At 29.2% G+C, this 24,288-nt stretch carries 27 protein-coding genes and 1 tRNA gene; 15 read left to right on the top strand and 13 right to left on the bottom strand.

All coding sequences use genetic code 11. The annotated features are described in order from the left end of the window. Window positions 1–406 precede the first annotated feature (406 nt). Together KPL55_RS01595 and KPL55_RS01590 are read left to right on the top strand one after the other, a co-directional pair. A complete protein-coding gene (locus tag KPL55_RS01595; RefSeq protein ID WP_216304944.1) occupies window positions 407–1,750 on the top strand; it encodes a metallophosphoesterase in 1,344 nt (447 codons plus the stop codon). 155 nt (window positions 1,751–1,905) lie between these two features. Further along, window positions 1,906–2,034 (top strand): small, acid-soluble spore protein, alpha/beta type, encoded by a 129-nt coding sequence (locus tag KPL55_RS01590; protein ID WP_216304943.1) that lies wholly within the window; start codon window positions 1,906–1,908, stop codon window positions 2,032–2,034. 56 nt (window positions 2,035–2,090) lie between these two features. On the opposite strand, the gene KPL55_RS01585 is transcribed toward KPL55_RS01590, so the two are convergent. Beyond that, on the bottom strand, window positions 2,091–2,738 hold the full coding sequence (locus KPL55_RS01585) for a flavodoxin (protein WP_216304942.1): 648 nt from the start codon (window positions 2,736–2,738) through the stop codon (window positions 2,091–2,093). Between the two features lie 13 nt (window positions 2,739–2,751). After that, on the bottom strand, window positions 2,752–2,931 hold the full coding sequence (locus KPL55_RS01580; RefSeq protein ID WP_216304941.1) for a hypothetical protein: 180 nt from the start codon (window positions 2,929–2,931) through the stop codon (window positions 2,752–2,754). A 132-nt stretch (window positions 2,932–3,063) separates the two neighbouring features. Between KPL55_RS01580 and KPL55_RS01575 the strand changes: the two genes are divergently transcribed. From KPL55_RS01575 to KPL55_RS26515, 3 genes are all read left to right on the top strand, one after another. Further along, window positions 3,064–3,657: a TetR/AcrR family transcriptional regulator gene (locus KPL55_RS01575; protein WP_216304940.1), complete on the top strand. Its 594-nt coding sequence runs from the start codon at window positions 3,064–3,066 to the stop codon at window positions 3,655–3,657. 274 nt (window positions 3,658–3,931) lie between these two features. Continuing rightward, window positions 3,932–4,672: a LytR/AlgR family response regulator transcription factor gene (locus KPL55_RS01570; protein ID WP_216304939.1), complete on the top strand. Its 741-nt coding sequence runs from the start codon at window positions 3,932–3,934 to the stop codon at window positions 4,670–4,672. A gap of 14 nt (window positions 4,673–4,686) precedes the next feature. Continuing rightward, window positions 4,687–5,952, top strand: a complete 1,266-nt coding sequence (locus KPL55_RS26515; RefSeq protein WP_216304938.1) for a sensor histidine kinase — start codon at window positions 4,687–4,689, stop codon at window positions 5,950–5,952. Here the strand turns inward: KPL55_RS26515 and KPL55_RS01560 are convergent. The 3 genes from KPL55_RS01560 to KPL55_RS01550 all read right to left on the bottom strand — a co-directional run bounded on the left by KPL55_RS01560 (window position 5,938) and on the right by KPL55_RS01550 (window position 7,305). Continuing rightward, window positions 5,938–6,075 (bottom strand): AgrD family cyclic lactone autoinducer peptide, encoded by a 138-nt coding sequence (locus KPL55_RS01560; RefSeq protein WP_216304937.1) that lies wholly within the window; start codon window positions 6,073–6,075, stop codon window positions 5,938–5,940. The genes KPL55_RS26515 and KPL55_RS01560 overlap by 15 nt on opposite strands. Before the next feature lie 2 nt (window positions 6,076–6,077). After that, on the bottom strand, window positions 6,078–6,644 hold the full coding sequence (locus tag KPL55_RS01555) for an accessory gene regulator B family protein (protein WP_216304936.1): 567 nt from the start codon (window positions 6,642–6,644) through the stop codon (window positions 6,078–6,080). A gap of 67 nt (window positions 6,645–6,711) precedes the next feature. After that, window positions 6,712–7,305 (bottom strand): CPBP family intramembrane glutamic endopeptidase, encoded by a 594-nt coding sequence (locus KPL55_RS01550; protein ID WP_216304935.1) that lies wholly within the window; start codon window positions 7,303–7,305, stop codon window positions 6,712–6,714. A gap of 425 nt (window positions 7,306–7,730) precedes the next feature. Here KPL55_RS01550 and KPL55_RS01545 point away from each other — a divergent pair, with 425 nt between their 5' ends. The 5 genes from KPL55_RS01545 (at window position 7,731) to KPL55_RS01525 (ending at window position 13,516) form a co-directional block, all read left to right on the top strand. After that, the gene (locus KPL55_RS01545) at window positions 7,731–8,966 is read left to right on the top strand and encodes a radical SAM/SPASM domain-containing protein (RefSeq protein ID WP_216304934.1); all 1,236 of its coding nucleotides are present in this window, start codon (window positions 7,731–7,733) and stop codon (window positions 8,964–8,966) included. Between the two features lie 456 nt (window positions 8,967–9,422). Further along, entirely contained in the window at window positions 9,423–10,319 is an 897-nt protein-coding gene (locus KPL55_RS01540) for an ABC transporter ATP-binding protein (RefSeq protein ID WP_216304933.1), read from the top strand. Further along, a complete protein-coding gene (locus KPL55_RS01535; RefSeq protein ID WP_216304932.1) occupies window positions 10,316–11,113 on the top strand; it encodes a DUF2705 family protein in 798 nt (265 codons plus the stop codon). The genes KPL55_RS01540 and KPL55_RS01535 overlap by 4 nt, the downstream gene beginning before the upstream one ends. Further along, window positions 11,113–11,751 carry a CPBP family intramembrane glutamic endopeptidase gene (locus tag KPL55_RS01530; protein ID WP_216304931.1) on the top strand — a complete coding sequence of 213 codons (639 nt, stop codon included), beginning with the start codon at window positions 11,113–11,115 and terminating at the stop codon, window positions 11,749–11,751. Before KPL55_RS01535 ends, KPL55_RS01530 begins: the two co-directional genes overlap by 1 nt. Before the next feature lie 88 nt (window positions 11,752–11,839). Next, window positions 11,840–13,516 carry an ATP-binding cassette domain-containing protein gene (locus KPL55_RS01525; RefSeq protein ID WP_216304930.1) on the top strand — a complete coding sequence of 559 codons (1,677 nt, stop codon included), beginning with the start codon at window positions 11,840–11,842 and terminating at the stop codon, window positions 13,514–13,516. A 62-nt stretch (window positions 13,517–13,578) separates the two neighbouring features. Here the strand turns inward: KPL55_RS01525 and KPL55_RS01520 are convergent, their stop codons facing one another. Both KPL55_RS01520 and KPL55_RS01515 read right to left on the bottom strand, forming a co-directional pair. Next, entirely contained in the window at window positions 13,579–14,067 is a 489-nt protein-coding gene (locus KPL55_RS01520; RefSeq protein ID WP_216304929.1) for a GNAT family N-acetyltransferase, read from the bottom strand. 31 nt (window positions 14,068–14,098) lie between these two features. Continuing rightward, window positions 14,099–14,344, bottom strand: coding sequence for a hypothetical protein (locus KPL55_RS01515; protein ID WP_216304961.1), 246 nt, complete (start codon window positions 14,342–14,344; stop codon window positions 14,099–14,101). A gap of 270 nt (window positions 14,345–14,614) precedes the next feature. On the opposite strand from KPL55_RS01515, the gene KPL55_RS01510 reads away from it, so the two are divergent. Next, the gene (locus KPL55_RS01510; protein ID WP_216304928.1) at window positions 14,615–15,331 is read left to right on the top strand and encodes a CoA transferase subunit A; all 717 of its coding nucleotides are present in this window, start codon (window positions 14,615–14,617) and stop codon (window positions 15,329–15,331) included. A 29-nt stretch (window positions 15,332–15,360) separates the two neighbouring features. Further along, on the top strand, window positions 15,361–16,020 hold the full coding sequence (locus KPL55_RS01505; protein ID WP_216304927.1) for a 3-oxoacid CoA-transferase subunit B: 660 nt from the start codon (window positions 15,361–15,363) through the stop codon (window positions 16,018–16,020). Window positions 16,021–16,175: 155 nt separating this feature from the next. Here KPL55_RS01505 and KPL55_RS01500 read toward each other — a convergent pair whose 3' ends face one another. Further along, a complete protein-coding gene (locus tag KPL55_RS01500; RefSeq protein WP_216304926.1) occupies window positions 16,176–16,832 on the bottom strand; it encodes a DUF975 family protein in 657 nt (218 codons plus the stop codon). A 105-nt stretch (window positions 16,833–16,937) separates the two neighbouring features. Then, window positions 16,938–17,750: a nucleotidyltransferase domain-containing protein gene (locus KPL55_RS01495; protein WP_216304925.1), complete on the bottom strand. Its 813-nt coding sequence runs from the start codon at window positions 17,748–17,750 to the stop codon at window positions 16,938–16,940. A gap of 145 nt (window positions 17,751–17,895) precedes the next feature. Here KPL55_RS01495 and KPL55_RS01490 point away from each other — a divergent pair. Then, window positions 17,896–17,980, top strand: a tRNA-Leu gene (locus KPL55_RS01490). Between the two features lie 127 nt (window positions 17,981–18,107). Continuing rightward, complete coding sequence (locus tag KPL55_RS01485) at window positions 18,108–18,983, top strand: YitT family protein (protein WP_216304924.1); 876 nt, start codon at window positions 18,108–18,110, stop codon at window positions 18,981–18,983. A 94-nt stretch (window positions 18,984–19,077) separates the two neighbouring features. Here KPL55_RS01485 and KPL55_RS01480 read toward each other — a convergent pair whose 3' ends face one another. Together KPL55_RS01480 and KPL55_RS01475 are read right to left on the bottom strand one after the other, a co-directional pair. Next, window positions 19,078–19,986: a VOC family protein gene (locus KPL55_RS01480; protein WP_216304923.1), complete on the bottom strand. Its 909-nt coding sequence runs from the start codon at window positions 19,984–19,986 to the stop codon at window positions 19,078–19,080. 87 nt (window positions 19,987–20,073) lie between these two features. Continuing rightward, window positions 20,074–20,676 (bottom strand): DUF3137 domain-containing protein, encoded by a 603-nt coding sequence (locus KPL55_RS01475; RefSeq protein ID WP_216304922.1) that lies wholly within the window; start codon window positions 20,674–20,676, stop codon window positions 20,074–20,076. 309 nt (window positions 20,677–20,985) lie between these two features. On the opposite strand from KPL55_RS01475, the gene KPL55_RS01470 reads away from it, so the two are divergent. Next, window positions 20,986–21,258, top strand: coding sequence for a ribosomal protein L7/L12 (locus KPL55_RS01470; RefSeq protein WP_216304921.1), 273 nt, complete (start codon window positions 20,986–20,988; stop codon window positions 21,256–21,258). A 181-nt stretch (window positions 21,259–21,439) separates the two neighbouring features. Here the strand turns inward: KPL55_RS01470 and KPL55_RS01465 are convergent, their stop codons facing one another. Further along, window positions 21,440–22,801: a PTS transporter subunit EIIC gene (locus tag KPL55_RS01465; RefSeq protein WP_216304920.1), complete on the bottom strand. Its 1,362-nt coding sequence runs from the start codon at window positions 22,799–22,801 to the stop codon at window positions 21,440–21,442. A gap of 26 nt (window positions 22,802–22,827) precedes the next feature. After that, window positions 22,828–24,153: a 6-phospho-alpha-glucosidase gene (locus tag KPL55_RS01460; protein ID WP_216304919.1), complete on the bottom strand. Its 1,326-nt coding sequence runs from the start codon at window positions 24,151–24,153 to the stop codon at window positions 22,828–22,830. Between the last annotated feature and the right edge of the window lie 135 nt (window positions 24,154–24,288).

Genomic DNA, 24,288 nt, shown 5'->3' with positions numbered 1-24,288 from the left:
TTCCTGATAGGGTTTCCCTACTGTATGTTAATAACTTACTAATGAAAATAGAATTATTTCCACTTCCAAGAGGAAACATCACGCATTTGCGTGCTGCTTCGCAGCTCGCACATTTACTTAATTATACTATTAATAATGTAATTTCCATATATAAATGTTCAATTTTCTAGGATATGAAGGCCATTTAATGTAATAGCCAATAAAATAAAAGTCGTGAAATCAATTTTTTAGCTCCCATTTCTCATTTTTTTCTTTGTGCTTCAAATGAAACAATAATATCTTATATGAATTATTTTAGAAAAATTAATCTTTCTTAAGTTTTTTGTTTATAATATAATTATAGTAATTTTATTAAATAAATACACTATGTTTTGAAGAAAAATTAATGCCCCCTTGGAGGATATAAATGAAAAGCAAAAAAACTTTTTTAATAACGACACTCTTTATACTTACTCTTATTTTTACTTCCTTGTCCTATAAAACAGCTGTTATTAAAATTGACCCTAAAATAAAAGCAAATAAAAACGTTTCATTTTTTGTTGCATCAGACATGCATTATTTAGCTAAAAACTTAGGTGACACTGGAAAAGCTTACAATACATTTATAGAATCAGGTGACGGAAAACAACTTAACTATATCGACGAAATAATGGATGCATTTGTAGTCGACATCAAAAATAAAAAACCCGATGTTCTAATTCTAAGTGGTGATTTAACAACAAACGGAGAAATAGCTAGTCATATAGAACTTGCAAGAAAACTAAATGAAGTGAAAAATTCAGGTACAGCGGTTTACGTTATTCCAGGAAATCATGATATTTTCAATCCTTATGCGAGAAGTTTTAAGGATGATAAGCAATCTAAAACGGATTATATAAGCGATTCGGATTTTAGTAAGATATACAAAGACTTTGGTTACAATGATGCTGTATTAAGAGATAAAAAAACCCTAAGTTATCTGGCTACCCCTTCAAGTGATACCTGGTTATTAATGCTGGATACTAATAAATATGAAAATAATATAAACCTCGGCTATCCGGAGGCTGGAGGAAAAATTAGTGCTAGTACCCTTGAATGGATAAAAAAATGTAGCGACCTTGCAAAGGAACATAATGCAAAGATTGTCACAGTGATGCACCAAAATCTATTAAACCATGTAGAAGGAATTACTAAAGATTTTACTATTGATAATAGCAAAGAAGCTGTGGAGGTTTTTGAAGAGTTAGGCCTACAAATTACTTTTAGTGGACATATCCATATCCAAGATATAAAGATACATGATAATGGTAGTGCTCCTATTTATGATATAGTATCAAGTGCACTAAGCGTATACCCTCAGCAATATGGTATTTTAAAATATAATGCAAAAGCTGGCTTTGACTATAATACTTCTAAAGTAGATGTTCAAGGCTATGCAAAGAAATTAAACCTGCAGGACCCAAATTTAATAGACTTTAACGTATATTCAAAAAACTACTACGAAATCCAAGCCTATAAATCTTCAATTAATAGGTTATATTTAGCCGAGGAGTTTACGGATGATCAAAGTCGCGAAGTTGCCAAAACTAAAGTTAAACAAAATGTAGCACGAAATAGTGGAACAACAAATAAAGATAAGGAAGCAATAATAAATTCTAAGGGCTTTAAATTATTAGAATCTACTAATCCGAATTATTTAAAAAAATATTTAGATAGCGCGTATAACAATGGTATAGATAATAATAAATTGCATATACCCAATTTAAAATAAACCCTCCTTTTGTGTAAATTTTTAATCTTTTTATGATGATTATACCACATGAAATTCTTGTACATACACTAAATTAATTTGGTTATATTAACTTTAGAATATCTATTTTAAATAATATTATTTTAAGTATTAATTAATCAAAGGAGGATCTTACAATGGCACATATAGACAAAAAAAATAACCAAGAAAGTAAACATCCAGGACAAAAAATAAAAAATAAATCATCTAAAATGAAAATAGAAGCTGCTAATGAAATAGGAATCTTTAAAAAAGCTAAAAAATAATAAGTAAAAGGTAAAGCAAAATTAAATTTGCTTTACCTTTTACTTGTTAAATATAATTAATAAATTCTTTTATAAGTATCCGCAACTTTTATATTGTTTTTCTTAGCCATTGATTTCCACATTGCAGTTGCAGCGGATTTAAACACAAATTTAGGTATCTTTGCATTGGTAGTTATATTGTTTATATTATCATTAGAATTATTTTCGATGTCCTCCTTTAGCGCCATAAAAGCATTGTATACTGGTTTTTTAATCGGAGATTTTAATGGCATAGCCCTTGATGCTTTCATAAACTCACCACCACCTATTCCAATTCCAAAACGCCAATTAAGATTTAATCTTATCGAATAATTTTTATAAATATTAATTGCTATTTTATTTTGATTACCTTCTAAGAAACCACAATTAACAATACAGTACATATCTATTTTTATATTATTTTTCTCCTTAATAAACTTTTCAAAAATAGACATAAACTCAAGCATAGTACTTGGAAGACAATCTGCATATAAAGGTGAAACAAAAATAATTTTATCACTTAATAGTATTTCATTTAATAAATTTTTATCTTTTATAAGATTAGTTATATAATATTCTTTTGTTTTAATATCATCATTAAATAATCTAATTAATTCACTTATAAGATAACTTGAAGTACTTTTTCCCTGCCTGGGACTTCCATTAATAATACATAAGTTAATCATAAAATAAAACCTCCTATAAATTTTCTAATATTGTTTTTACTTCAGATATATCTTTAACTACATAAGACTTATGGTTGTCAAATGAAAAATTAATAGCATTTGCTATGATTACCTCTTTAAAGGATTTTTCCTCATCCTTAGTGACATCCGTTCCATATCCTATAACTATAAATTTAAAAATTCTCCTTTTCATATATGTTTTAAATAATAAACTTATGTTTACACCGTTAACATACATGTATAATATCACCTTAAGTTTACACTGTCAACATATTATGATATTATATTTAGTATAATAATTAATTTTCAGAAAAGAGGTTTACACATGCAAACAGATACATATCATCACGGCGATTTGAAGGAAAGTCTTATAAAGATGGGATTAAAGTTATTTAACGAAGAAGGTGCAGAAAAATTTTCATTAAGAAAAGTTGCAGCTTTGTGCAATGTGAGTCACGCAGCTCCATATAAGCATTTTAAAAATAAAGAAGAATTGATTAATGCGATATCAGAATATGTATTTAGTAATTTTGAGAGTTCTTTAAATGAAGTTGCGACAAAATATAAAAATAATCCTGCTCAAAGAATTATAGAGTTAGGGAAAAAATATGTTTGGTTTATGGTTGAGAATCCTGATTATCTGAAATTTGCTTTTTTAACAAAGTCTGAATCTGAAATTGGCATTACGGAAAATAAACTTAAAAACGAAGACTATCCTACTTTTAATATATTTGAAAATTGTGCGCTTGATTTTTTTAAAAGTATACATGTAAAAGAAGAAGACTATGAGCAGGATATAATTGCTATGTGGTCAATGGTCCATGGGCTTGCAACTATGCTTTCATATAAAACATTTTCATATGAAGGTGATTATCTCGAATTAGTAGAAAAGATACTACGTAAAAATCTTAATTTCTAGCTGCTATCTATTTTTAAAGCCATATCATGACAATCTTTCTCACTATTAAATACAATGCTTTTCCCTACAAACTCTCTCTGCTGAAGTGGTAAGAGGTTTTAATTTTTGTCAGAATTTATTATTTTATTGCAAGTATTGAAAAATTTAACTATATATGTTATATTATAGTTTAAAAAGAAAAGAATGAAATTTTTTTTATCGAATAATAAAATATTATATATACTCATTTTTTATGTTAAAGAATGTTTACAATATCTGAAAGGAGTATGTTTATATGAATATCCTAATAGTTGAAGATGATAACATACAAAGGGAAAATTTCAAGAAAATGATGGAGGGAATAGATAAGAACTTAATAATATATGGAGCAGAAGATAAAGATGATGCTTTAAAAATTTCAACTGATAATGAAATAGATATTTTTTACATAGATATTCTCTTAAGGAGCTCATCAGGACTTGATTTAGCAATAGAACTTAGAAAAATACATAAATATGAATTTAGTTGGATCATTTTTTTAACAACTCATGTAGAATACATAACTCAAGCATTTAAAGAAGTTCATTGCTACGATTATATTTTAAAACCATATGATGAAGCAAAATTAATAGATATAAGTAAGCGAATAATTTTAAATTTAGACAACATTCCTGTACCTAAAAGAAAATATACTATTTTTGACTTAAGAGATGGTGTTTTCATAAAGGTATATTTAGATGAAATAATTTTTATTGAAGTTAATAATAGGACATGCACTGTACATACTAAAAGAAATAGATATGAAGTAAAAGGGCTTTCATTAAAAAAGTCTCTATCATTAACAAATAGCAATGATATTATTCAATGTCATAAATCCTTTGCTGTTAATGTTAATTATATAACTAAAATTAAAAAACTAAATGTAAATACCTATGAATTATTTTTTGAGGATTATAAAAAAACGGCTTTTTTAAGTTATAAATGTAAAAATGTAATTATGGAAAGATTTAAAAATAACGGATTTGATATATTGTAGATAAGGTAGAGGGAGTGAAGGTAATAGATATAATTGAGACGTTTATAGTTACTTTTATTGAGGAAATCTGTATTTTCATTTTATGGTCTAAAGTTAGCCTAAGTGATAAAGATATTTTAATAAAAAATTTAGTTATAATATTAATTGGAGCATTAGTAACATCAATAACTGGATTTAATATATATTTTAATATGATAATTAGTTATTTTACTATCATATTTTTAGTTTGTATAGTTTATAAAAAGAAAATTATTATTACAACTGTAGAATTTTTTATGATTTTAGCTTTTATTATGATAATGCAGCTTATCTGTATGTTTATATATAATAAATATATTGGTAATTATCAAGGTGAGTTTTTTATAAGTGTTATTATGCAATTAATAATATTATTTTTTTCAGTGGTAATATATTATTTTATTCCTATATTAAAAAGATATTTTATTGATGATATAAATATAAGAATTTTATTCTATTTCATAATAAATTTATTAAGCTATTTATTAATTGTCAAAGTTATATGGGATTATAATATGAATCTAGTTCTTGATAATATAGTAAAATTTATTTTCACTGTATTTTCCATGTTATCTATTAATATATTATTGTATTTCTATATAATAAAAGTTGAACAAGGAAAAAAAGAATCTAAAGTGCAAAGTAAATATAGTGAAATTTTAAAGAATATAACTGAAGAGATTCGTGCGAGGCAGCATGATTTTAAAAATCATTTGAATGTTATTAATGGGTTAATTGACAGTACAAATGAGATTGAATTAAAAAATAAATTAAAAGAGTATATATGCTCATTGAACAAGTCTATGGTAGTGATAGAAGACATTGTATATATAGGTAATCCAATATTGAGAGCTATAATATATAGCAAAATGAGCGAAGCAAATAATAAAAATATAAAATTTTTATACAGTATAAATAATTTATTTGCAATTTCAACGGTAAAGGATTATGAATTATCAGAAATATTAAATAATCTTATAGACAATGCATTTGAAGCTGTTGAGAGTCAAGAAGGTGAAAAACTAGTGTCTATAAAAGTATATTTAGATGGTAAATCTAATATTATTGAAATTATAAATAGTGGAATAACTTTAAAATCAGAGAATATTAAAAGAATATTTGAAAGAGGGTTCTCAACAAAATCTGGTAATAATAGAGGATATGGTCTTTATAATGCAAAAAAGATAGTTGAACGCACAGGTGGTAAAGTTCAACTATCTTTAGAGGAAAATTTCACAATTTTTAAACTATTTATCCAATAAGCTTTTTGGTGGTTCTACTTCTCCTAGTAAAACTAGGCTGGCAGTGTTACTGATAATGCCAGCAAAAGCGATTAAACATAATCCTATTATGTTTATTATGTTAGATTTTTTAGCTTTCTTCATATTCACACCTCCTTTTTTATATATATTAGTTGTAATGATTGTAATAAGATAGTGGCTACGCCACAGTTCAAGTAGGTTAAATTATTTATATGGAAAATCAAAATATATGTCCAAAATAGTGAAAAAGAGAAGGCTATTATTTTTAAATAGAGCTTTCTTTTTTTCTTCTTTATTGGCCGTTTTGGATTTGGGTATGGGGCCTGTACTATTATTAATGCAAGATTTAATAAAAAAACTATGTAGTAAAAATATGGACTTAATCTAGGTAATAGTGGTGTAATTATTGAAGTTAAAGTAAAAAATAATATTGTCCACATTAAGCAACCTAATAAAGATTTTGCATGTAGACCACCTGAAAAAAGTCTAATTGACAATAAAATCATCATTGAAAATAAAAGATAGTTTAAATTGCCAATTACGCTAAATAAAATAATTAAGACTATAATTTTAAAAACTTCACTTAAGATAGTAGTTATTGCGTATTGTATTTGTTCTAATTCTTCCAGTCTATTAAATTTGCCATGCTTTTCTATATAAGATGTAAGTTTAAATGCAAGTTTATTTATCATTTGAAATTCACCTTTAAAATTTATTTGTACTACTAATGCAACATGTGCTCATTTTCTCCTTACAGATTTAAAAAAACTTAGACATATTCATAAGAAAATTTCCTAACCCATGTAAAAGGATACTTGGGATAATGGATCCATTAAATATCTTTTCATTAAAATATCCTAACATCCATCCGCCAACAGATGTGGTAATCATAAGTAGTATATATGTTATCATTATGTCTCCTGAAAAAAATAAAACATGTGCAATTCCAAAGCAAATAGCTTGTGAAACATTTCCAACTTTCACTCCAAAAATTGCTATAAATCGTTTCCCTAAAAATCCTCGGAATAACACTTCTTCACAAACTCCGTTCTGTATAAAACACACTATTAGAATAGGTATAACTGCTTCAAATGTTAGACCTGAATATTTATTGGCAGACGGCTGTGTATACTTTGTTATAGTTGGAATATGTGTAATTAGCAATATTATCATATATCCAGCAATAGCAAAAATAACACCTTTGTTTGAAACAATTTTTTTAGGCTTAAATAATCCTATCCATTTAAAAAATGTAGTTTGTTTTCGGTGTTTTATAAGCCACCAAATAAAAGGGGAAAATGAAAAAACTATAAATTGCATTATAGTTCCTTTCAAAATAAATCCTAAATCCATCGTATCACCCCATCAAAAACAGATAAATACTCTTTACTTCATTAAGTTTAAAATATGTTACCAATTCAACTTTATCTATAATAAGTAGTGAAGAACACTATGTGTCCTTGGAATAAACGAAGCTGAATACCTTTACATAAGGTGAACATTATTGTAGTACATATAAATATATCAGTCAAGTGAAAAGACATAATATACTATTATATGACCATCAAAAGAAATTTTATTGTATATATGCTAAAATAATCATATTTTATGCTAATCCTATTTAAACTATTTCAAAAATAGTGTAGCATTTAAACTATAAAGTATTTGAATATTTTAAATTTTACAAATCTTCTTAAATAAGTAATAAATCAAACAATATATTAAATAATAACTATATTTATAAAATAGTATAAAAATAAAAAGTAAAGGAGAAAAAGATGATATTAAAAGAAAATTTTCATGAAAATATTTTGCAATTTGAAGTTGATGGAATCCATATGATTGGTAATAGTGCCACAGGTGTGTTTCTAGGATTGGACGAACAAGGAAGACACCTAGTAAGTAAAATTATAGAAAAAAGTGATTCTATTGATATTTCACAAAATGATGAAGATTTGATTAATGCTATGCATAGAAATAGTTTTTTCAAAAAAGAAGAGAATGTTCCACCTTATATAAGCTCTGCTTATGTTCATGTAACAGATAAGTGTAATTTACATTGTGTTGGTTGTTACTCATATGTAGACGACCGTAATATTAAAATTGATTTAACATTTGAAGAACTTTGCGAAATATTCGACAAGTTAAACGAGGTTAATATAAAGCAAGTAGTTATATCTGGTGGGGAGCCATTTATAAGAGAAGATTTTTCAAATGTATGTAAATATGCACATTCATTGGGGATTTCTTTGATGGTTATTAGTAATGGAACAATGCCTCTTGAGGCTTATGCTGAAGCCTTGCCTTACATTAAAGCAATTAGTATATCCGTGGATAGTTATGATAAAAACATATCTTTTATAAGAGACAGGGGTATTATGCCAAAAGTTATAGAAACAATTGAGTTTTTGAGAGATAAAATACCAACAAAAATGATTATAACCTTACATAAAAAAAATGCTATGCATATGAAAGAGTATGCAAAGTTATCTAAAATACTTAATGTCCCCTTTAACTTTAGTGTTTTAACTGTTGACATAAATAATCTGATATTTAAAGATTACCTGCTAGATGATAATGATTTTAAATTGATGTCAGAATATCTTGAAGATCAAAAAGATATAGTCATACAAGATTCCCCAATGGATGGGTTTAGTCTTCAATGTAAGACTCGTTGCGAGGCAGGAAGACATTTAATTAGCATAGGAGCAGATGGTTCTGTATATCCTTGTCACATGTTGCATAAAGATGAGCTTAAGCTTGGAAATATTTTAAATCAAAATCTAAAAGATATTGTATTTACTAAAAAAAATCCATTTTTAAATATCAGTGTAGATCAAATAGAAGGATGTACTGATTGCAAGTATAAATATTTTTGTGGTGGAAATTGTAGAGCACGAAGCTATCTAAGCACTCATAGTATTTATGAGAATGATAATCTTTGTGAAGTTTCATATTCTCATATTGAGAGTAAATTTGAAAATTTAAAAAAAATGTACAAGCTAAATGTCTAATTTATGATTATTTTCATCACATAGATTTCATCGTTGCTGGTATTTATAATAATCATTTTAGTTAGTTCAGAATTTGATTCTTAACCATGTTTATAAGGATTCGTCCATAATTTTGATACAATATACTCTTCTATTTTTGTGGGTAAATCCTTTTTAATAAGCAGCAAAACTCTATCCACCATCAGTGATTCTGAGTTTTGCTAGTAAATTATTTTGTAAGGGGGTGATAAACATGTTATTTGAGATTAAAAATACTTCTCTAACTTTAGGCTGTACTACTGCTGGTGTTCCAATTGTTGGTTGTTTTGATTTTGGATGGTAATTTGTAAAATATTATGGATAATGGTAACCATATAACTATTAAATTAAATCAAAATTAAAGACTCTTTATTATTTTACAAATAAGGGGTCTTTAATTTTAATTAAATATTACTAATTAGTGAGAGGAGTTTTTTTATGTGTTTTTTTCAAATAAAAGATTTATCTAAAAGCTATGGAAAAACTAAGGCATTAAATAATGTGTCATTCAATGTAAAAGCTGGAGAAATTGTTGCATTAATTGGTAAAAACGGGGCTGGTAAAACCACACTTTTAAATTGTATAGCAGGGAATATTAAACCTGATACAGGAAAAGTCATCTACAAAGATGATAATCTTTTACGAAAAAATTTCTTACTAAATGAATTTGGAATACTTATAGAAGCAAGATTTTTTGACTATTTAAATGCTTATGATAATTTAGTGTTATTGATGAAGGCATCAGGTTTTAATGATAAAAAGTTAATACAGAGTAGAGTAGATAGCACATTAACGTTGGTAGGTCTAGAAAAGAAAAAAAGATCATATGTAAAAAGTTTTTCTTTTGGACAAAAGCAGCGTTTAGGTCTTGCCCAAACCCTACTACATGACCCACAATTTTTAATGTTGGATGAGCCATTTGTTGGATTAGATCCATTAGGTAAAGATATGCTAAAGCAAGTTATTGTACAGAAAGCAAAAGATAAAAAAGCAGGTGTTTTATTTTCAAGTCATGATTTGGATGATGTCAGTGATATATGTGACCGGGTCATTATGTTTAATGATGGAAAAAAAGTATTTGACGATATATTTTCATATAAAAAAACATATACAGTAATTTTCCAAGAACTAATTCCAAAACAAATAAAGCTTATTATGATTAATAACTTTAAAGAAAAAATTAAAATTATTAATGGTGATACAATTGAATTTGTTGAAACAAATCTAATTAATGAAATTTTTAATTTTCTTTTTGTTAATAAAATTAAAATTTCAGACATTCAGATTAGAGAAAATTCTCTCTATGATTTCTTTAAAAGCGAGGTAGAAATATGAATATATCAGTATTTACCATTTATAAAATAGAAATTTTTAAACTTATTAAGCGAAAAGACTGGTTAGCACTTTTGGCCTTAGTAGCAATTAGTTTGTTATTAGGAGTAGCGGTTCTATCAAAAAGTTATAAAGGACCAATTAATCAGAGTGCCTTATTTTGGACAAGTTCTCAAATTATTAACTCCACTAGTTTATTTATTACTCCGATGATTTTTGCGTTTATAGGCTCTCGAATTCTAGCTAGTGAAATAGAAGATGGAAGTATACTACTTTACACTATTAGGTTTAGAAATAGAATGAAAATTTATTTGGGGAAAAGTTTAGCTATAATATCTTTTGCTACAATAGCTTTTCTAATGGATTTTATTATAAATATTGCTATTTATTATGTTTTTGTTTGTCAAAATCCTTCTATAGGTACTGGAAAATTTCTAGGTATTAATACGCTATCTTTGGTTATTGTAACTCTAGCTTTATATGTTGCAACATTTATTCTTATAGCGCAGTTTTCACTATTTTTAGGTGCTTTTTTTAAACCAGCAGCAGTAATAGGGATTATTTTTGCCACAGCTTTGGTAGTCATGAATACTACTAAGGTTCCATATTTTAGAAATCTAAATCCTATGTATTATGTAGTTAGAATCAATGATGTTGTATTAGATAAAACTAGTCAAATAGTTGTAAATTATAGTGAAAAATTAAATTTGTTTTTTTTACTTGTTTTACTTAGCGTGATATATATTATTATTTTTAACATATTAGCTGTCAAAAAATTAGAGAAGAGTGATTTATAATGAATAGAAGTAATATTAGCTTTTGTACAACAAAATTGCAAGCTATACTTGTTTTTATGTGTATTGTTTTTTTACCTATTCTGCTTTTATTAATAAGTGGTGTTACATTAAGCAGAATTTTTGTTCATATAATGAATTACCCTGTTAAGATATTTATTACATGGTTTTCAATGGGCTTAAGTTTTGTTTTCTTACCATACCTATTTATTAAAAAAAATAATAAAGTATCACTCGCTGATTTTGGTATATTAAAGATAACTAAGAAAGAGTTTATATTTTGTCTAACCGTTATTATAAGTTTATATAGTTTTTTAATACTCCGAACGAATTCCGTCTATATTATTATTATAGCCACGTTGCAAAATTTAGGGGTAGCATTTTCAGAGGAATTTTTCAACAAAGGTGTTATGTTTTTTCAATCAAAAAAAATATTCTCAAATTCAGTTTTTGTAGTAGTACTATGTTCCTTAGTATTCGCTTTTATTTTACATAGTGCAGACCCACCTCTTGTAAATTTGTTTTATAGGTTTCCATTAGGTCTCATTACAGGGTATGCATATTTAAAAACCAATAAATTATATATACCAGTTACGATACATTTTATTAACAATATGTTATCTACAGGATTGCTTAATTAGGTTTTCAATGTCAGCTCAAATCTGAAAATGTATAAACTAAAATATGTTTAATTGAGAATTAAGAATATAAATAAAAGAGGAGAATGACATGATGCAAAAGATTAAAAATAATAAATATATTTTCTTTTTTTTACTCAGCATTTCAATCTTAGTATATACTGGTTCAACAATTGCATTTTCATTAAGTTTTAAAAATATAATTGATTGTTTGACCCAAAAAGATTTTAATGCTTATCACCGGAAAATATTCATTTCTATAATAATTGTAATCATACAAATTATTAGCTTTATTATATACTCTAGATTGAAAAATGGATATACAAAGATAGTTATGCTTAATTTAAAAGAAAATTTGTATAGAAAAATTTTTTCTTTTAAAATTCCATTTTTCTATAAAAGTGATTTATCGAAGTATATATCTTTTATTTTTAATGATTTAAATAGATATGAAGACAGTAATGTTATACCTAAAATAAACATAATGGAAAAAATATCTTTATTTATATTTGCTGCTATAGGTATAATGTTACTCTATCCAATGTTGTTACTATTTATAATTGGTGCACTAATTGTTGCTATAATTTTGCCTATATTTTTATCTAAAAAAGCGAAAGAATATAGCGAAAATTTAAGTAGAAGAAATGAAAAGGCAGTAAGCAAAATTACAGAGATACTTAATGGATTTAAGGTTATGAAGTCTTTTAACCTAATTGAAATGGCATCTATTGAATGTGTAGATGTAACAAAGGAATTAGAAAATACAAAATTCAATTTAAGAAATTATATGATGTTAGTGCAAGGCTTTTTAATGTTCTTAACCACCATGTTGACTTTATTAGTTTTCATAATTGGTGGATCCCTAGTAGTAAAAAGTGTTATAACAGTTGGATCGTTAATTGCTTTAGTACAGTTACTTTTTAATATAGTATCACCAATTATAGCAATTATGACTAGTATTAATCAGATTAAATCTGTACAGGAAATAAAAAATAAATGTAATGAGATTCTTGAGTATAATAATGATAATTCTATACAGCATCTAAGCAAAGGAACCTTTGATAAATACATAGATTTAAAAAACGTTTCATTTAAATATTCCAGTAATCAAGACTATGCAGTTACAGATTTTAATTTTAGATTTAATAAAAATAAGAAATATGTGATAGTAGGCGGAAACGGATCTGGGAAAAGCACAATTTTGAAATTAATAGCAAATTATTTTGATGAATATGAAGGTTATATTCAATTTGATAATAATAATACTAGAGATTTAAAAGTGGATTTTATTTACGATAATTTAGCATATATTGATCAAGATTTGTTCTTATTTAATAAATCTATTAAAGACAATATAACTTTATATAAGAATTATGATGACAATAGATACACTGAATTAGTTAATGGGTTTAAAATTAAAGAACTTTCAAAAAAACATATTTCAGGAGTGGAGTCTAATTTAAATGATTTGAATTCTGTTTCAGGAGGAGAAAAGCAAAAGATAGTGATATCAAGAGAGATATTAAAAAATTCAAGTATACTACTTGCAGATGAACCCGATTCTGCCCTAGATCCACAGTCAGTTTCTTTTTTTATAGATACTATTTTGAATTTGAAGAATGTTACAGGTATTATGGTCACACACAAAATCAATCATAACCTATCAAAATTTGATGAAATATTAGTGATGGAACACGGTAAATTAATAGAACATGGCAGTTACGAAGAATTGGTTTCTAAAAACGGATACTTCAACAATAAATTATGATCCTCCTAAAATAAACTAGACACTTAGGCAATAATAATTGGTGATATAACCCTTTATAAGGGTTATATTTTCAAAACCATATCATACCACTGCGCACCACCGTGTACCGATTCTGATATACCCATATTTATGTATCCGAATTTTGCATAATAATGAATAAGTTTTTCTTTACACGTTAGAATGACACCTTTGCGGCCTGATACCTTCGATACTTCTATCATATAATTCATTAACTGTGCTGCAATTCCCTGATTACGATACTCTGGTATTACGTCAAGTCCAAAGATAGTCTGATAATTTCCATTCGGATTGTGTAATGATGCATCTTCATAAAGTTTATCGTAAATAACAGTTCCATTGATGATACATCCATTTACAAACCCAATTATTTCGCCCTCTATTTCTGCCACAAAAAAAGTATCTGAAAACGTCTTAATCCTTTTCTCAAGTGATATCCTCGTAGCTGCTTCCGCCTCAGGAAAGCAACACGCTTCCACTTTAGTTATAGCATCTAGATCTTCTATGCCTGCTTGTCTAATTTTAATTTTCATTATAATTCTCCTTTCATAGCACTAATCCATCTTATTTTTCTTTTTTCTTCTTACGACTTAAAGATAATCCACCAAATCCACTAATAATAGCTATATAGAATCCAAAATCATATGCCCATCCGGTGTTTATTATCTCATATACACGGTAATTGGGAGTGAAAAACCCTAAAATTAAAGAAATTGGTGCAATCCATCCATGCCATACACCAGAAAAGAAGTTTGCAGGCTTAATCTGAGAGTAGTCACCATCACCAGGAATGCATGCAACCATAAACATAGACAGACTTAAAATCACTAAAAGTAATAGTGCTCTTTTAGTTTTACTTTTCATCGAAATTCCCCCACTTATTATTATTATTATTATATAGTAAATATTGCATTATACTCCTTTAATCATATCCTGTTTTAGGTGAATTTTCAATGAACTAATAGAATATTTAAGATTAATAATATGCTATAAATGATACTTGGCATACAATACAAAATCTAACGTATACATATAAAGATAATCATATAATATCTATTATTAGTGAGAGGGGATAATCGCATGAACAAAATTACGGATTTAGATAAAGTGATGGAAAAAGTCCACGATGGAGCGACAATTATGTTTGGTGGTTTTCTCGGTGTGGGAGCACCGCTTAGAGCTATTGATAAATTAGTAGAAAAAGGTGTTAAGGACCTTACACTAATTTCAGTTGTAAATTCTCATCCTGGTCAGAATTTTGACATTGCACTGCTATATAAAAATAAACAGGTTAAAAAGTTAATTACCGCTCATTCTGGCACTTGTAAGATTGCTTTGGAACAATTTAGAAACGGTGATCTTGAAATTGAATATTATCCAATGGGAAGCTTCATTGAAAAAATCAGAGCGGCTGGTTCTGGATTAGGTGGTGTTCTTACCCCTACTGGCGTGGGTACACTAGTTGAAGAAGGTAAACAAAAACTTACCTTGCAAGGTAAGGAGTATTTACTTGAATTGCCTCTAAAAGCCGATTTCGCATTTATTAAAGGCTATAAAGGCGACAGATTAGGTAATATTCAATATAGAGGTGTAGCAATTAATACAAACCCAATTATGGCTATGGGTGCTGATTACACTGTAGCCGAGGTTAATGAGATAGTAGAAGTTGGTGGTATACCTGCCGAAAGCGTAGGCACCCCAAGCATATTTGTTCAAGGCGTTGTTCAAGGTTATTCTTTTGATGAACACAAGCAAGTATATACCGATTTATGGGTTCGTTCACAGCAAATAAAATAATTAATTTTTTATAAAGGAGGTAATTAGGTATGGAAGCAAGAGAGTTAATTGCTAGGCGAGCTGCTAAAGAGTTAAAGAATGACCAGGTGGTGAATTTAGGTTTTGGAATGCCAACGGCAGTTGCCAATTATTTATCTGAGGGTGTGGAAGTAATATTACAGTCTGAAAATGGTTGCTTAATGTTTGGCCCTACTCCACATTTAGGTAATGAGGATCCCGATATTGCAAATGCTGGTGGTCAACCTATTACTTTATTACCTGGAGCGTCAGTATTTGATTTAGCAACATCATTCTGCATTATCCGTGGTGGTTATGTGGATGCAACAATATTAGGAGCTCTAGAAGTAGATCAAGAAGGTAATATTGCTAACTGGGCTATGCCGCTAGCACCAGAAAGATATGCCCCAGGGATGGGTGGAGCTATGGATTTAGTGGTTGGTGCGCGCAAAGTTATTGCTACATTGCAGCATACAAGTAAGAGTGGATCCAAAATTCTTAAAAAGTGTCATCTTCCCATTACCGGTAAGGGTGTAGTCAATGTTATAGTTACTGAAAAAGCAGTGTTTGAAATAACGTCAACTGGTTTAGTACTTACTGAAATAGCAGAGGGGCTTACAGTTGATGATATTCGCAGCATTACAGAAGCAGACTTTACAGTGGCTGATAATCTATGTTTGTACCAACTATAGTTCAATTTAATTATCATATTATTTGTATGATTTAATTAAATGTCTAAATATAAAACTCCCACTTTTATAAGTAGGAGTTTTACTTTTTGCAATATTCATAAATTTAATTAAAATTCTCAATATCTTATAATGTAAGTTTCAAAGATTTTCGAATATTAGATTATTTTAAATTTTAGATCCTGATAAAAGTTAGCTTTAGCTGTCTCGTAGTAAGGGCTAATCCATAAAAACCCTATACCTATAGTTAGTATTCCTAATATGAACCACCCTATATAACTACACCATAAACTAAACAATTGAAATTTGAAGCCATCCATCATGAGTTTACTTCGTTCTAATGATTCAAACGCACTAAGCTCTGGATTGTCCATCATAATGTAGTATGACATAGAGTATCTCAAAATAGCTATAAACCCTGGAATGATAAAAAGCAACATCCATAAGAACGTGAAAATTTTAATAATAACACTTAGGACAAATGATTTTATAAAAAATTTAAATCCACCAAACATGTTCTCAATTAACGGTTCTTCATTCCTTATCAACTTAAGAAAATAGCAGGTTACCCCAAGGGTTATTGGTCCAGACAAAATAAGATTCACTAAACTCCCTAGTTCATTGGATGAGTTTGTAGTCCTAACTCTAACTAACTCTCCATTCTGCCAAACATTTTGAAAGGTGTGTACTGCATTCCCATTTGTAAAAGCCATTGTAACTACCCAAGCAATGAAACACACAAGTCCAGCCTGAAGCCATTTTCCGCTTAACTGTTCCTTTGCCCTACGTTTTAAATCCCAGCTCTTTTGAGGCATTTTTTTACCCTCCCCTTAATAATATAACTAATTACACATAATTAAACTGACATATTAATATTATAACCCTATGTTAATAGTATACACTGACTAAGTGAAATATGCCTATAAATATAACTCTTCACTTTTTAAAAGTGTATCTAATTTACCAATTAATAAATCTATTTCTAATAATATTGCTTCGTCATTTGATGATGTATATTTTAAAATATTACTAACGTTTATTCGCATATCTGTTGGCACTTTCAAATTATTTTCCTTTATGATTTTAAGAATTTTTTTCCCACCCGGATGTGCCATCTCATTTACAGCAAATATAATATCAAAATAACTTGCTAGCAGTGCTGCTACTCTGTGATTTACGCTGATATAATCATCTCTTTTTAAAGCCTTCTCTATTTGATAATAATATGAAGGAATTTGAAGTTTTAGTAAAGGATAATTCTTTTTTATTATATTTTGCTTTAATTCATGAGGGTAGCCTATTTTGTACTTATTTTGCAATCTACTTGAGTCCCCATTTTTATCATAAAGTATAATTGAATTTATGAAGTTACCCCAAAAACAAGTAGTATATCCTATATCTGCTTCGCATTTTACTAATGTTCTATTGAGTAATCCGTCAATCCAATCTAGGTCTCTATATATAATTTCCACAGGAATATTACCCTCTTTTAGAACTCCATCATCTTCGCACTCCCAAAAGGTATTATTTAGTTCCATGTAGTTACAATATTTATCAGTAATTACCTTTCTCTTTTCTATCGGTATTTCCTTCGAGCTATAAATGTATATATCATAATCTGAATCCTTATCATTAGTTTTTGTTGCATGTGATCCACTTAATAAGATACCGTCCACTTCTTCTAGTTTTGAGAACTCCTTAACTAGTTGAATTACCTTCATATTAATGTCCATAAAAACCAACTCCTTCTTAAAATGATATTCTAAAATTTAATTAATAATACTATAGCTATAAAAAAACAAAATATCTTATTGACATATATAGGGTAAGATGATAATATAATTTATGTTGATAGAATATTCTATTAATATAAGTTATGCAGATGTGGCGGAATTGGCAGACGCACTAGACTTAGGATCTAGCGCTTTACGGCGTGCAGGTTCAATTCCTGTCATCTGCACCAAAAAGCATTCATTTTATGAGTGCTTTTTTTTATTTTCCACATTTATTGTGTTTGTAAGTTTCGAAAACTATATAGCATGGAAATACTTTAAATGGATATAATTATAAATTAGAAGGAAGGTGTTATCTTGACTAAAATTAATTTAAATGAGAACATATTGGATTTTATATTTGTTGCCTTAGGCTGTGTATTGATTGCATTTTCAATTACTTCTATTCTAAGACCAAATGGATTAATTACCGGGGGAATAACCGGAGTATCAATTATACTAGAAAAATTGATTAATATTAAATATACTTATATCTATTATGTGTTATCTATTTTAGTTTTAGCTGTTGCTTGGATATCTATGGGGAAAAGAGAAGGTATAAAAATAATTACACTGTCTATAGTATTCCCCTTTGTATTAATAGTTTTTGAAAGGTTTAATTATACCTTTATTAAAAATGATTTGATGCTGGCCTCAGTTTATTTTGGACTCATATGTGGTATTGGTTCTGGACTTGTTCTAAAAAGAGGATTTTCAATGGGAGGAACTGATACTGTTGCGAAAATTCTTCATCATAAGATTTTTACTTTTGTAAGTATAAGTGAGATTTTACTTTGTATTGATGGAACATTAATTGCGTCATCCGTTATAGTTTATAATTCTAATATCGCACTTTATGCTATTATTTCACAAATCATAATGGTTAATATGATCAACGCCGTTATGTTTGGATTTGGTTCAAAGAAAGTCATGCTTGAGATAATAAGTGATCATAATCAAGATATATCTCAATATATAATCCACAGCATTAAAAGGGGCGTCACCAGTTATGAGGTAAAAGGTGGTTATAAGAACTTATCGCGTTTAAAACTTCAAACACTCTGTTCTCCAAGAGAATCTATGTTAATTAAGAGATATATAGCAGAAACAGATCCCGATGCCTTTATAGATGTTTTGCCAGTAATTTCAGTATGGGGTAAAGGAGTTGGATTTGATCGTTTGTCTGAAAAATAAAATAATGATGACCAATTTTAATTGTTGATAATTCAGGTTTCATATTAACTCTCCCTTCTGCCGCATCCACTGCGGCACAAATAATAATAAAAATTTATTTTCCACATTTTCCGCCTTCATTTATACCCAACCGTGCTTCCTCCAAAGCATTTAAATCAAACTTTTTCATTTTAAGAAAAGCCTCTGTAACTCTTTGAATTTCATCTTTTGTTCCATTTAATAGTACTTCGCTCATATTTGATGGTACAATCTGCCATGATACACCAAACTGGTCTTTAACCCATCCGCATTGCTCTGCCTCAGGTACTGCAGAAAGTTTATCCCAATAGTAGTCAATTTCCTTTTGATCATTACAATTTACAATTAGTGAAAATGCCTCATTGAAATTGAAATCAGCATCAAACGCATTATCCATCGCCGAAAAATCAACACCACAAAGCTTAAAAGCGGAATAATTGACCTGCGCTTTTGCTGACTTTGCTTCATCACTTTCATATCTGCTTATTATACCTATTTCTGAATTCTCGAAAACTTCTGTGTAGTACTTCACTGCCTCTTCGGTTTTCCCACACACATTATTTGAGAAAAGGAGATTTGGCGTAATCTTTTGGACCGTTAGCCCAATATCAACAAGCATTAACTGCCAAGACAGTCCATAGCGATCTTGAATCCAACCGTACCACTTGCTAAATGGATATTCACCAAGTGGCATAAGTTCATTTCCGCCTTCCGACAATGCTTTCCATTTAGTATTAACTTCCTCTACAGACGTACAAGCAACCATCAAAGAAATTGATGGGTTTAATTTAAAGTAAGGACCTGCACTTATTGCCGCGAATGGTTGCCCAGCTAATTCAAAATTCACAATTTCAGAGTCTCCTGAAGGAGTATCACCGATAACTGTCGTGTTTAAAATCTTTGAATTATCAAATAAACTGATATAGAAATCAGCTGCCTCTTTAGCCTCTTTGTCATACCATAAATGGGGAACTATTTTTTGCATATTAATTTGCCTCCTTAATTCTCATTAAAAGAATTTCAAACTTTATATTACTAGCATTCCAATTAATATCATTAAATAAACATACCCTTATTTCAAATCAACCTCTACTTGTTCACTACTAGCTATACTCATAACGCAAAGTTCTTTTAGTACTTCTGCAAATAGCTCGTAAAGGTCTTTAAGTCGTTCAATATCTCTAATTACACCATTTACTACAAAATACAATTCATCTACATTGCTAGAAAATTGATTTATAAAAAAACCATCATCATCCTTAACTTCTAAATATATTGATTTCTGTAGTTCTAATAATTCTCTTATTTTTTCATTTGAAAATAATTTAATTAACAATTCTTCGTTATTACCTTTTATTATAAAGTCATCATCAAATTCACCATACCCCACACTAATATCCTGCATACCTAAAAGTTTGCCTAAATCACTAAAAAGCCCTTTCCTATAAATTTTAAAATAAAAACTATCCATGCTTTTAAAGGGTGCTCTTATTCGTGTATATGTTCTAACATTGTTTGAACTACCAACTGAATATGTATCAAACATAACAATCCAATTATCTACATGTGCCTTAACAACTCCACCTTTAAAGAAACCTCCCTCTATATAATCTGCATTAATCTCCCTAGACAGTTGTTCCCAAACTTCTTTTTTACTTGGTCCAAATAACCCCATACTATTCCTCCTATAATTTTCATTTTTATAAACATAAACTATATTCATATCTAAATTATTTCCACATAAAACGTTTTTTTCCTGCACACTATGTAAATTTAAAATCATGCAGAAACTTTAGGTAGTGTCCTGATTAAATTATATAATATATTAATATAATTATTCAAGTATTGTACTCCCTTATACTTGAAATTTATGCTATTATTATCATATAAATAAACTATACTTTACTTCACATTTGCAAAACATAGCCTAATATAAATGATATGTCTTGGGAAAAACACACCTAAAATGAAAGGAGCGTTTCTTATGGATTATATGCCCATATATATATTACTGATTTTCCTTATAGTTTCAAGTCTTTCAAGTAGGATCCGTACTTTAGAAAAAAAAATGTCACTTATGAATTTAACTTTAGATAAAATTGCAAAGCAAGTTGGAGTGCCTGAACCTTCTTTTGATGATGATATAAGAATTCTCATTTCACAAGGTAAAAAAATTCCGGCAATTAAGAAAGTGAGAGAAGCTAAAGGTCTTGGATTAAAGGAAGCTAAGGAATATGTAGATTCATTTAAAATATAAAATTGTTAAGTAGATGATGTTGTGTTAGTACTGCTTTATCCCTATTGTAGCATCTATAGAGATTGGGGTTAAAATCGCCTTAATTATTAATGAATATACATCATTATACCAACTCCTAATGAATATAAAACTCCCACTTTTATAAGTAGGAGTTTTACTTTTTTGAAACGTTATCTGTCAATTAAGCTTCTTGAATTTTATCTTCTTTAAAACCAAATAACCATGTAAGCACAAATGTAGAAACAAATGAAATAAGTAAAGTTAGAACCGCATATATAATATTCCTTGGATTATCACCTATATATAGAGGCAATGTTGGTAAGCTGGCACCACCTGGAGCATATCTCACTAAACCTGAGATACCAGCAAAGAAACCTCCGATTCCACCACCTGTCATTACACATAACAATATCTTTTTATCAGTTAAAGTTATACCAAACATTGCAGGTTCTGTGATTCCCATTAATGCAGTAAAACCTACGGAGCCAGCTAATTGCTTCTTCTCAATATTCTTTGATTTAATTGCAATACATAATGAGGCCGCAGCTTGCGCAGTATTAGATGCTAGGGCTCCTGGGCCAGACAATGTTTCATACCCATTTGTAGCTAACTCTTGAAGGAAAACGGGCATTAAACTCCAATGCATACCTGTCATTACTAATAGAGGATAGATAAATCCGATTACTGTAGGAACAATCCAAGTTCCTAATTGATCTAAGAAAAGAAATATATTTGTTAAACCATCACCAATAATTGCACCAATGGGTCCAAGTACAATTAGCGTAATTGGAGCAACAATTGCTAAAATAAGAAGGGGTTTCAAAAATACTTTTAACATTTTTGGCACTACTTTTTCTGCAAACCTTTCCACATAAGATAATAACCATACAGCCAATATAGATGGAATAATAGAGGAAGAATAAGTAGCCATTACTACTGGAATATTAAAAAAGTGCACTGGCACTGCGGCAACTTTCATTGCAATTAAATTCGGATGCAATAATACAGCTGCAACTGTCATAGACAAAATAGGGCTACAATTAAATTTCTTTGATGCTGCATACGCAACTAAAATAGGCATAAAATAAAACGCTGCATCTGCAATAGTATTCACTAATTGGTATGTCTGACCTGCCTTTGTTACTAAACCAGCCAGTAATAAAAGTGATAAAACAGCCTTTAAAAGTCCACCAGCAATAAATGCTGGTATAACTGGGGTCACTGATCCACATATTACATCTAAAACACTATTAACAATACCTTTTTTATTTTTACTACTTGTATTGTCTAGCTGGACTATGTTACCTAACTTTTCGATTTCATCTCTAACATGTGAAACTTCAGTACCAATAATTACTTGAAACAACCCTCCCCTATTTACAACTCCTGCTACTCCTTTTATTTTTTTTAATTTATCTTCATTAATAAGCGAATGATCTTTTAAATCGAATCTTAACCTTGTAGAACAGTTGCTTACCTGACTTATATTGCTTACTCCTCCGATTTCCTCAACAATACTTTTTGCTAATTGCTTAAAATCCATATCGCTTCACCCCTTTAATAATATAGTTATTTAAGTTCTGGCCAGTATTCTTTGTTTACTTCAATTAAATCATCCAAAATCTCTTTTGCCACACTTGCACTTGGCACTGTTTTGGAGAGAGTAAGTGCTTGCCATAATTTCTGATAGCTGCCATCAATCCATGCTTGTACAACTAATTTTTCAACTGCTAACTGCTGCTGCATTAATCCCTTTTGAAATATTGGGATAGCTCCCATTGATAATGGCTCTGGTCCACAACTTCCAACTATACATGGCACTTCAACCATAGCATCAAAATCAAAATTTGCGATAGCTCCATTATTTTCAACAATACACAACATTCTTTCATGGGTATTGTAAGCAATCGCTCTAGCTAAGTCTACAATGAATGTTGCATGACTATCAATATGAAATTCTCCACCTTTTGCAGTCCCAGATTTTACTATTGATTTTGCTGCGTCAAAAACATCTTTTTCACGACCATCCATGACTTCATTAGCTCTTGTGTATTCTTTATTAGAATGTTTTACAACGTAATCTTGAAATAAATAATATTTTAAATAAGTATTTGGTAAAAATGTGGGATCAACTGCCAAAATATCTCTAGCCTTTAAATGAGTTTCCTGCCAGCTTTCATCCATATGTTGCGACTCTACTTCTTTTTTAGTAATATAACCATGCTTAGATATAAATTCTTTTAATTGAGGCATTAAGTCATTACCCTTGGTATCCTTAACGCTAGTCCACCATCCAAAATGATTTAATCCAAAATAACGAACTTCAAGGTCCTTTGGCTGTAATCCAACAATTCCTGCCATACGCCTTAGCGTCCCTACAGGCATATCACAAATATTTAGCACTTTAGCTTTTGGTTTTAAAGCGCGACATGCCTCTGCAACAATAGACGCAGGATTTGAGTAATTTAACATCCAACAATTTGGAGAGTATTTTTCCATATAATCAATAAGGTCCATCATTCCCCCTATGCTCCTCATTCCATAAGCAATTCCGCCAGGCCCACAAGTTTCCTGACCAACCACATTGTATTTCAAGGGAATTTTTTCATCTGCTTCACGCATCTTATATTTTCCTACACGAATATGTGCCATGCAAAAATCAGCATCTGTAAATGCCACTTCAGGATCAGTTGTATAAGAAAATTCTATATCAGGAGCACACTCTTTTAATACGATTTCAAGAGCCTCTCCAATAATACCTTGACGCTGACCGTCGTTGTCATACAACATCAATTTTCTAAGTGGAAATCTATCTATATTATCTAGTAGCATCATAACAATTCCAGGAGTAAATGTACTTCCACCACCTGCAATCACAATAGAATATTTTTTCATTTTATTTCCTCCATTCATTTTCTCATAAATCTCACGTGAAATTTCATAATTGAATTGTAACCCCTACCCATTACCTTGTATATACGTTTACAATGCAAAGAAACGTGTTACCCTAATGAGGTAACACGTTTCGCT

Source organism: Clostridium lacusfryxellense (assembly GCF_018861735.1).
GTDB lineage: Bacteria > Bacillota > Clostridia > Clostridiales > Clostridiaceae > Clostridium_AD > Clostridium_AD lacusfryxellense.
The sequence above is the reverse complement of the archived record's forward strand: the minus strand, read 5'-3'. Positions and strand labels throughout refer to the sequence as shown.

Excerpts from the sequence above, each read along its gene's own strand:
- KPL55_RS01595 (WP_216304944.1), top strand. The coding sequence starts at position 407 with ATGAAAAGCAAAAAAACTTTTTTAATAACGACACTCTTTATACTTACT.
- KPL55_RS01590 (WP_216304943.1), top strand. The coding sequence starts at position 1,906 with ATGGCACATATAGACAAAAAAAATAACCAAGAAAGTAAACATCCAGGA.
- KPL55_RS01585 (WP_216304942.1), bottom strand. The coding sequence starts at position 2,738 with ATGATTAACTTATGTATTATTAATGGAAGTCCCAGGCAGGGAAAAAGT.
- KPL55_RS01580 (WP_216304941.1), bottom strand. The coding sequence starts at position 2,931 with ATGAAAAGGAGAATTTTTAAATTTATAGTTATAGGATATGGAACGGAT.
- KPL55_RS01575 (WP_216304940.1), top strand. The coding sequence starts at position 3,064 with ATGCAAACAGATACATATCATCACGGCGATTTGAAGGAAAGTCTTATA.
- KPL55_RS01570 (WP_216304939.1), top strand. The coding sequence starts at position 3,932 with ATGAATATCCTAATAGTTGAAGATGATAACATACAAAGGGAAAATTTC.
- KPL55_RS01560 (WP_216304937.1), bottom strand. The coding sequence starts at position 6,075 with ATGAAGAAAGCTAAAAAATCTAACATAATAAACATAATAGGATTATGT.
- KPL55_RS01555 (WP_216304936.1), bottom strand. The coding sequence starts at position 6,644 with ATGATAAATAAACTTGCATTTAAACTTACATCTTATATAGAAAAGCAT.
- KPL55_RS01550 (WP_216304935.1), bottom strand. The coding sequence starts at position 7,305 with ATGGATTTAGGATTTATTTTGAAAGGAACTATAATGCAATTTATAGTT.
- KPL55_RS01545 (WP_216304934.1), top strand. The coding sequence starts at position 7,731 with ATGATATTAAAAGAAAATTTTCATGAAAATATTTTGCAATTTGAAGTT.
- KPL55_RS01540 (WP_216304933.1), top strand. The coding sequence starts at position 9,423 with ATGTGTTTTTTTCAAATAAAAGATTTATCTAAAAGCTATGGAAAAACT.
- KPL55_RS01535 (WP_216304932.1), top strand. The coding sequence starts at position 10,316 with ATGAATATATCAGTATTTACCATTTATAAAATAGAAATTTTTAAACTT.
- KPL55_RS01530 (WP_216304931.1), top strand. The coding sequence starts at position 11,113 with ATGAATAGAAGTAATATTAGCTTTTGTACAACAAAATTGCAAGCTATA.
- KPL55_RS01525 (WP_216304930.1), top strand. The coding sequence starts at position 11,840 with ATGATGCAAAAGATTAAAAATAATAAATATATTTTCTTTTTTTTACTC.
- KPL55_RS01520 (WP_216304929.1), bottom strand. The coding sequence starts at position 14,067 with ATGAAAATTAAAATTAGACAAGCAGGCATAGAAGATCTAGATGCTATA.
- KPL55_RS01515 (WP_216304961.1), bottom strand. The coding sequence starts at position 14,344 with ATGTTTATGGTTGCATGCATTCCTGGTGATGGTGACTACTCTCAGATT.
- KPL55_RS01510 (WP_216304928.1), top strand. The coding sequence starts at position 14,615 with ATGAACAAAATTACGGATTTAGATAAAGTGATGGAAAAAGTCCACGAT.
- KPL55_RS01505 (WP_216304927.1), top strand. The coding sequence starts at position 15,361 with ATGGAAGCAAGAGAGTTAATTGCTAGGCGAGCTGCTAAAGAGTTAAAG.
- KPL55_RS01500 (WP_216304926.1), bottom strand. The coding sequence starts at position 16,832 with ATGCCTCAAAAGAGCTGGGATTTAAAACGTAGGGCAAAGGAACAGTTA.
- KPL55_RS01495 (WP_216304925.1), bottom strand. The coding sequence starts at position 17,750 with ATGGACATTAATATGAAGGTAATTCAACTAGTTAAGGAGTTCTCAAAA.
- KPL55_RS01480 (WP_216304923.1), bottom strand. The coding sequence starts at position 19,986 with ATGCAAAAAATAGTTCCCCATTTATGGTATGACAAAGAGGCTAAAGAG.
- KPL55_RS01475 (WP_216304922.1), bottom strand. The coding sequence starts at position 20,676 with ATGGGGTTATTTGGACCAAGTAAAAAAGAAGTTTGGGAACAACTGTCT.
- KPL55_RS01470 (WP_216304921.1), top strand. The coding sequence starts at position 20,986 with ATGGATTATATGCCCATATATATATTACTGATTTTCCTTATAGTTTCA.
- KPL55_RS01465 (WP_216304920.1), bottom strand. The coding sequence starts at position 22,801 with ATGGATTTTAAGCAATTAGCAAAAAGTATTGTTGAGGAAATCGGAGGA.
- KPL55_RS01460 (WP_216304919.1), bottom strand. The coding sequence starts at position 24,153 with ATGAAAAAATATTCTATTGTGATTGCAGGTGGTGGAAGTACATTTACT.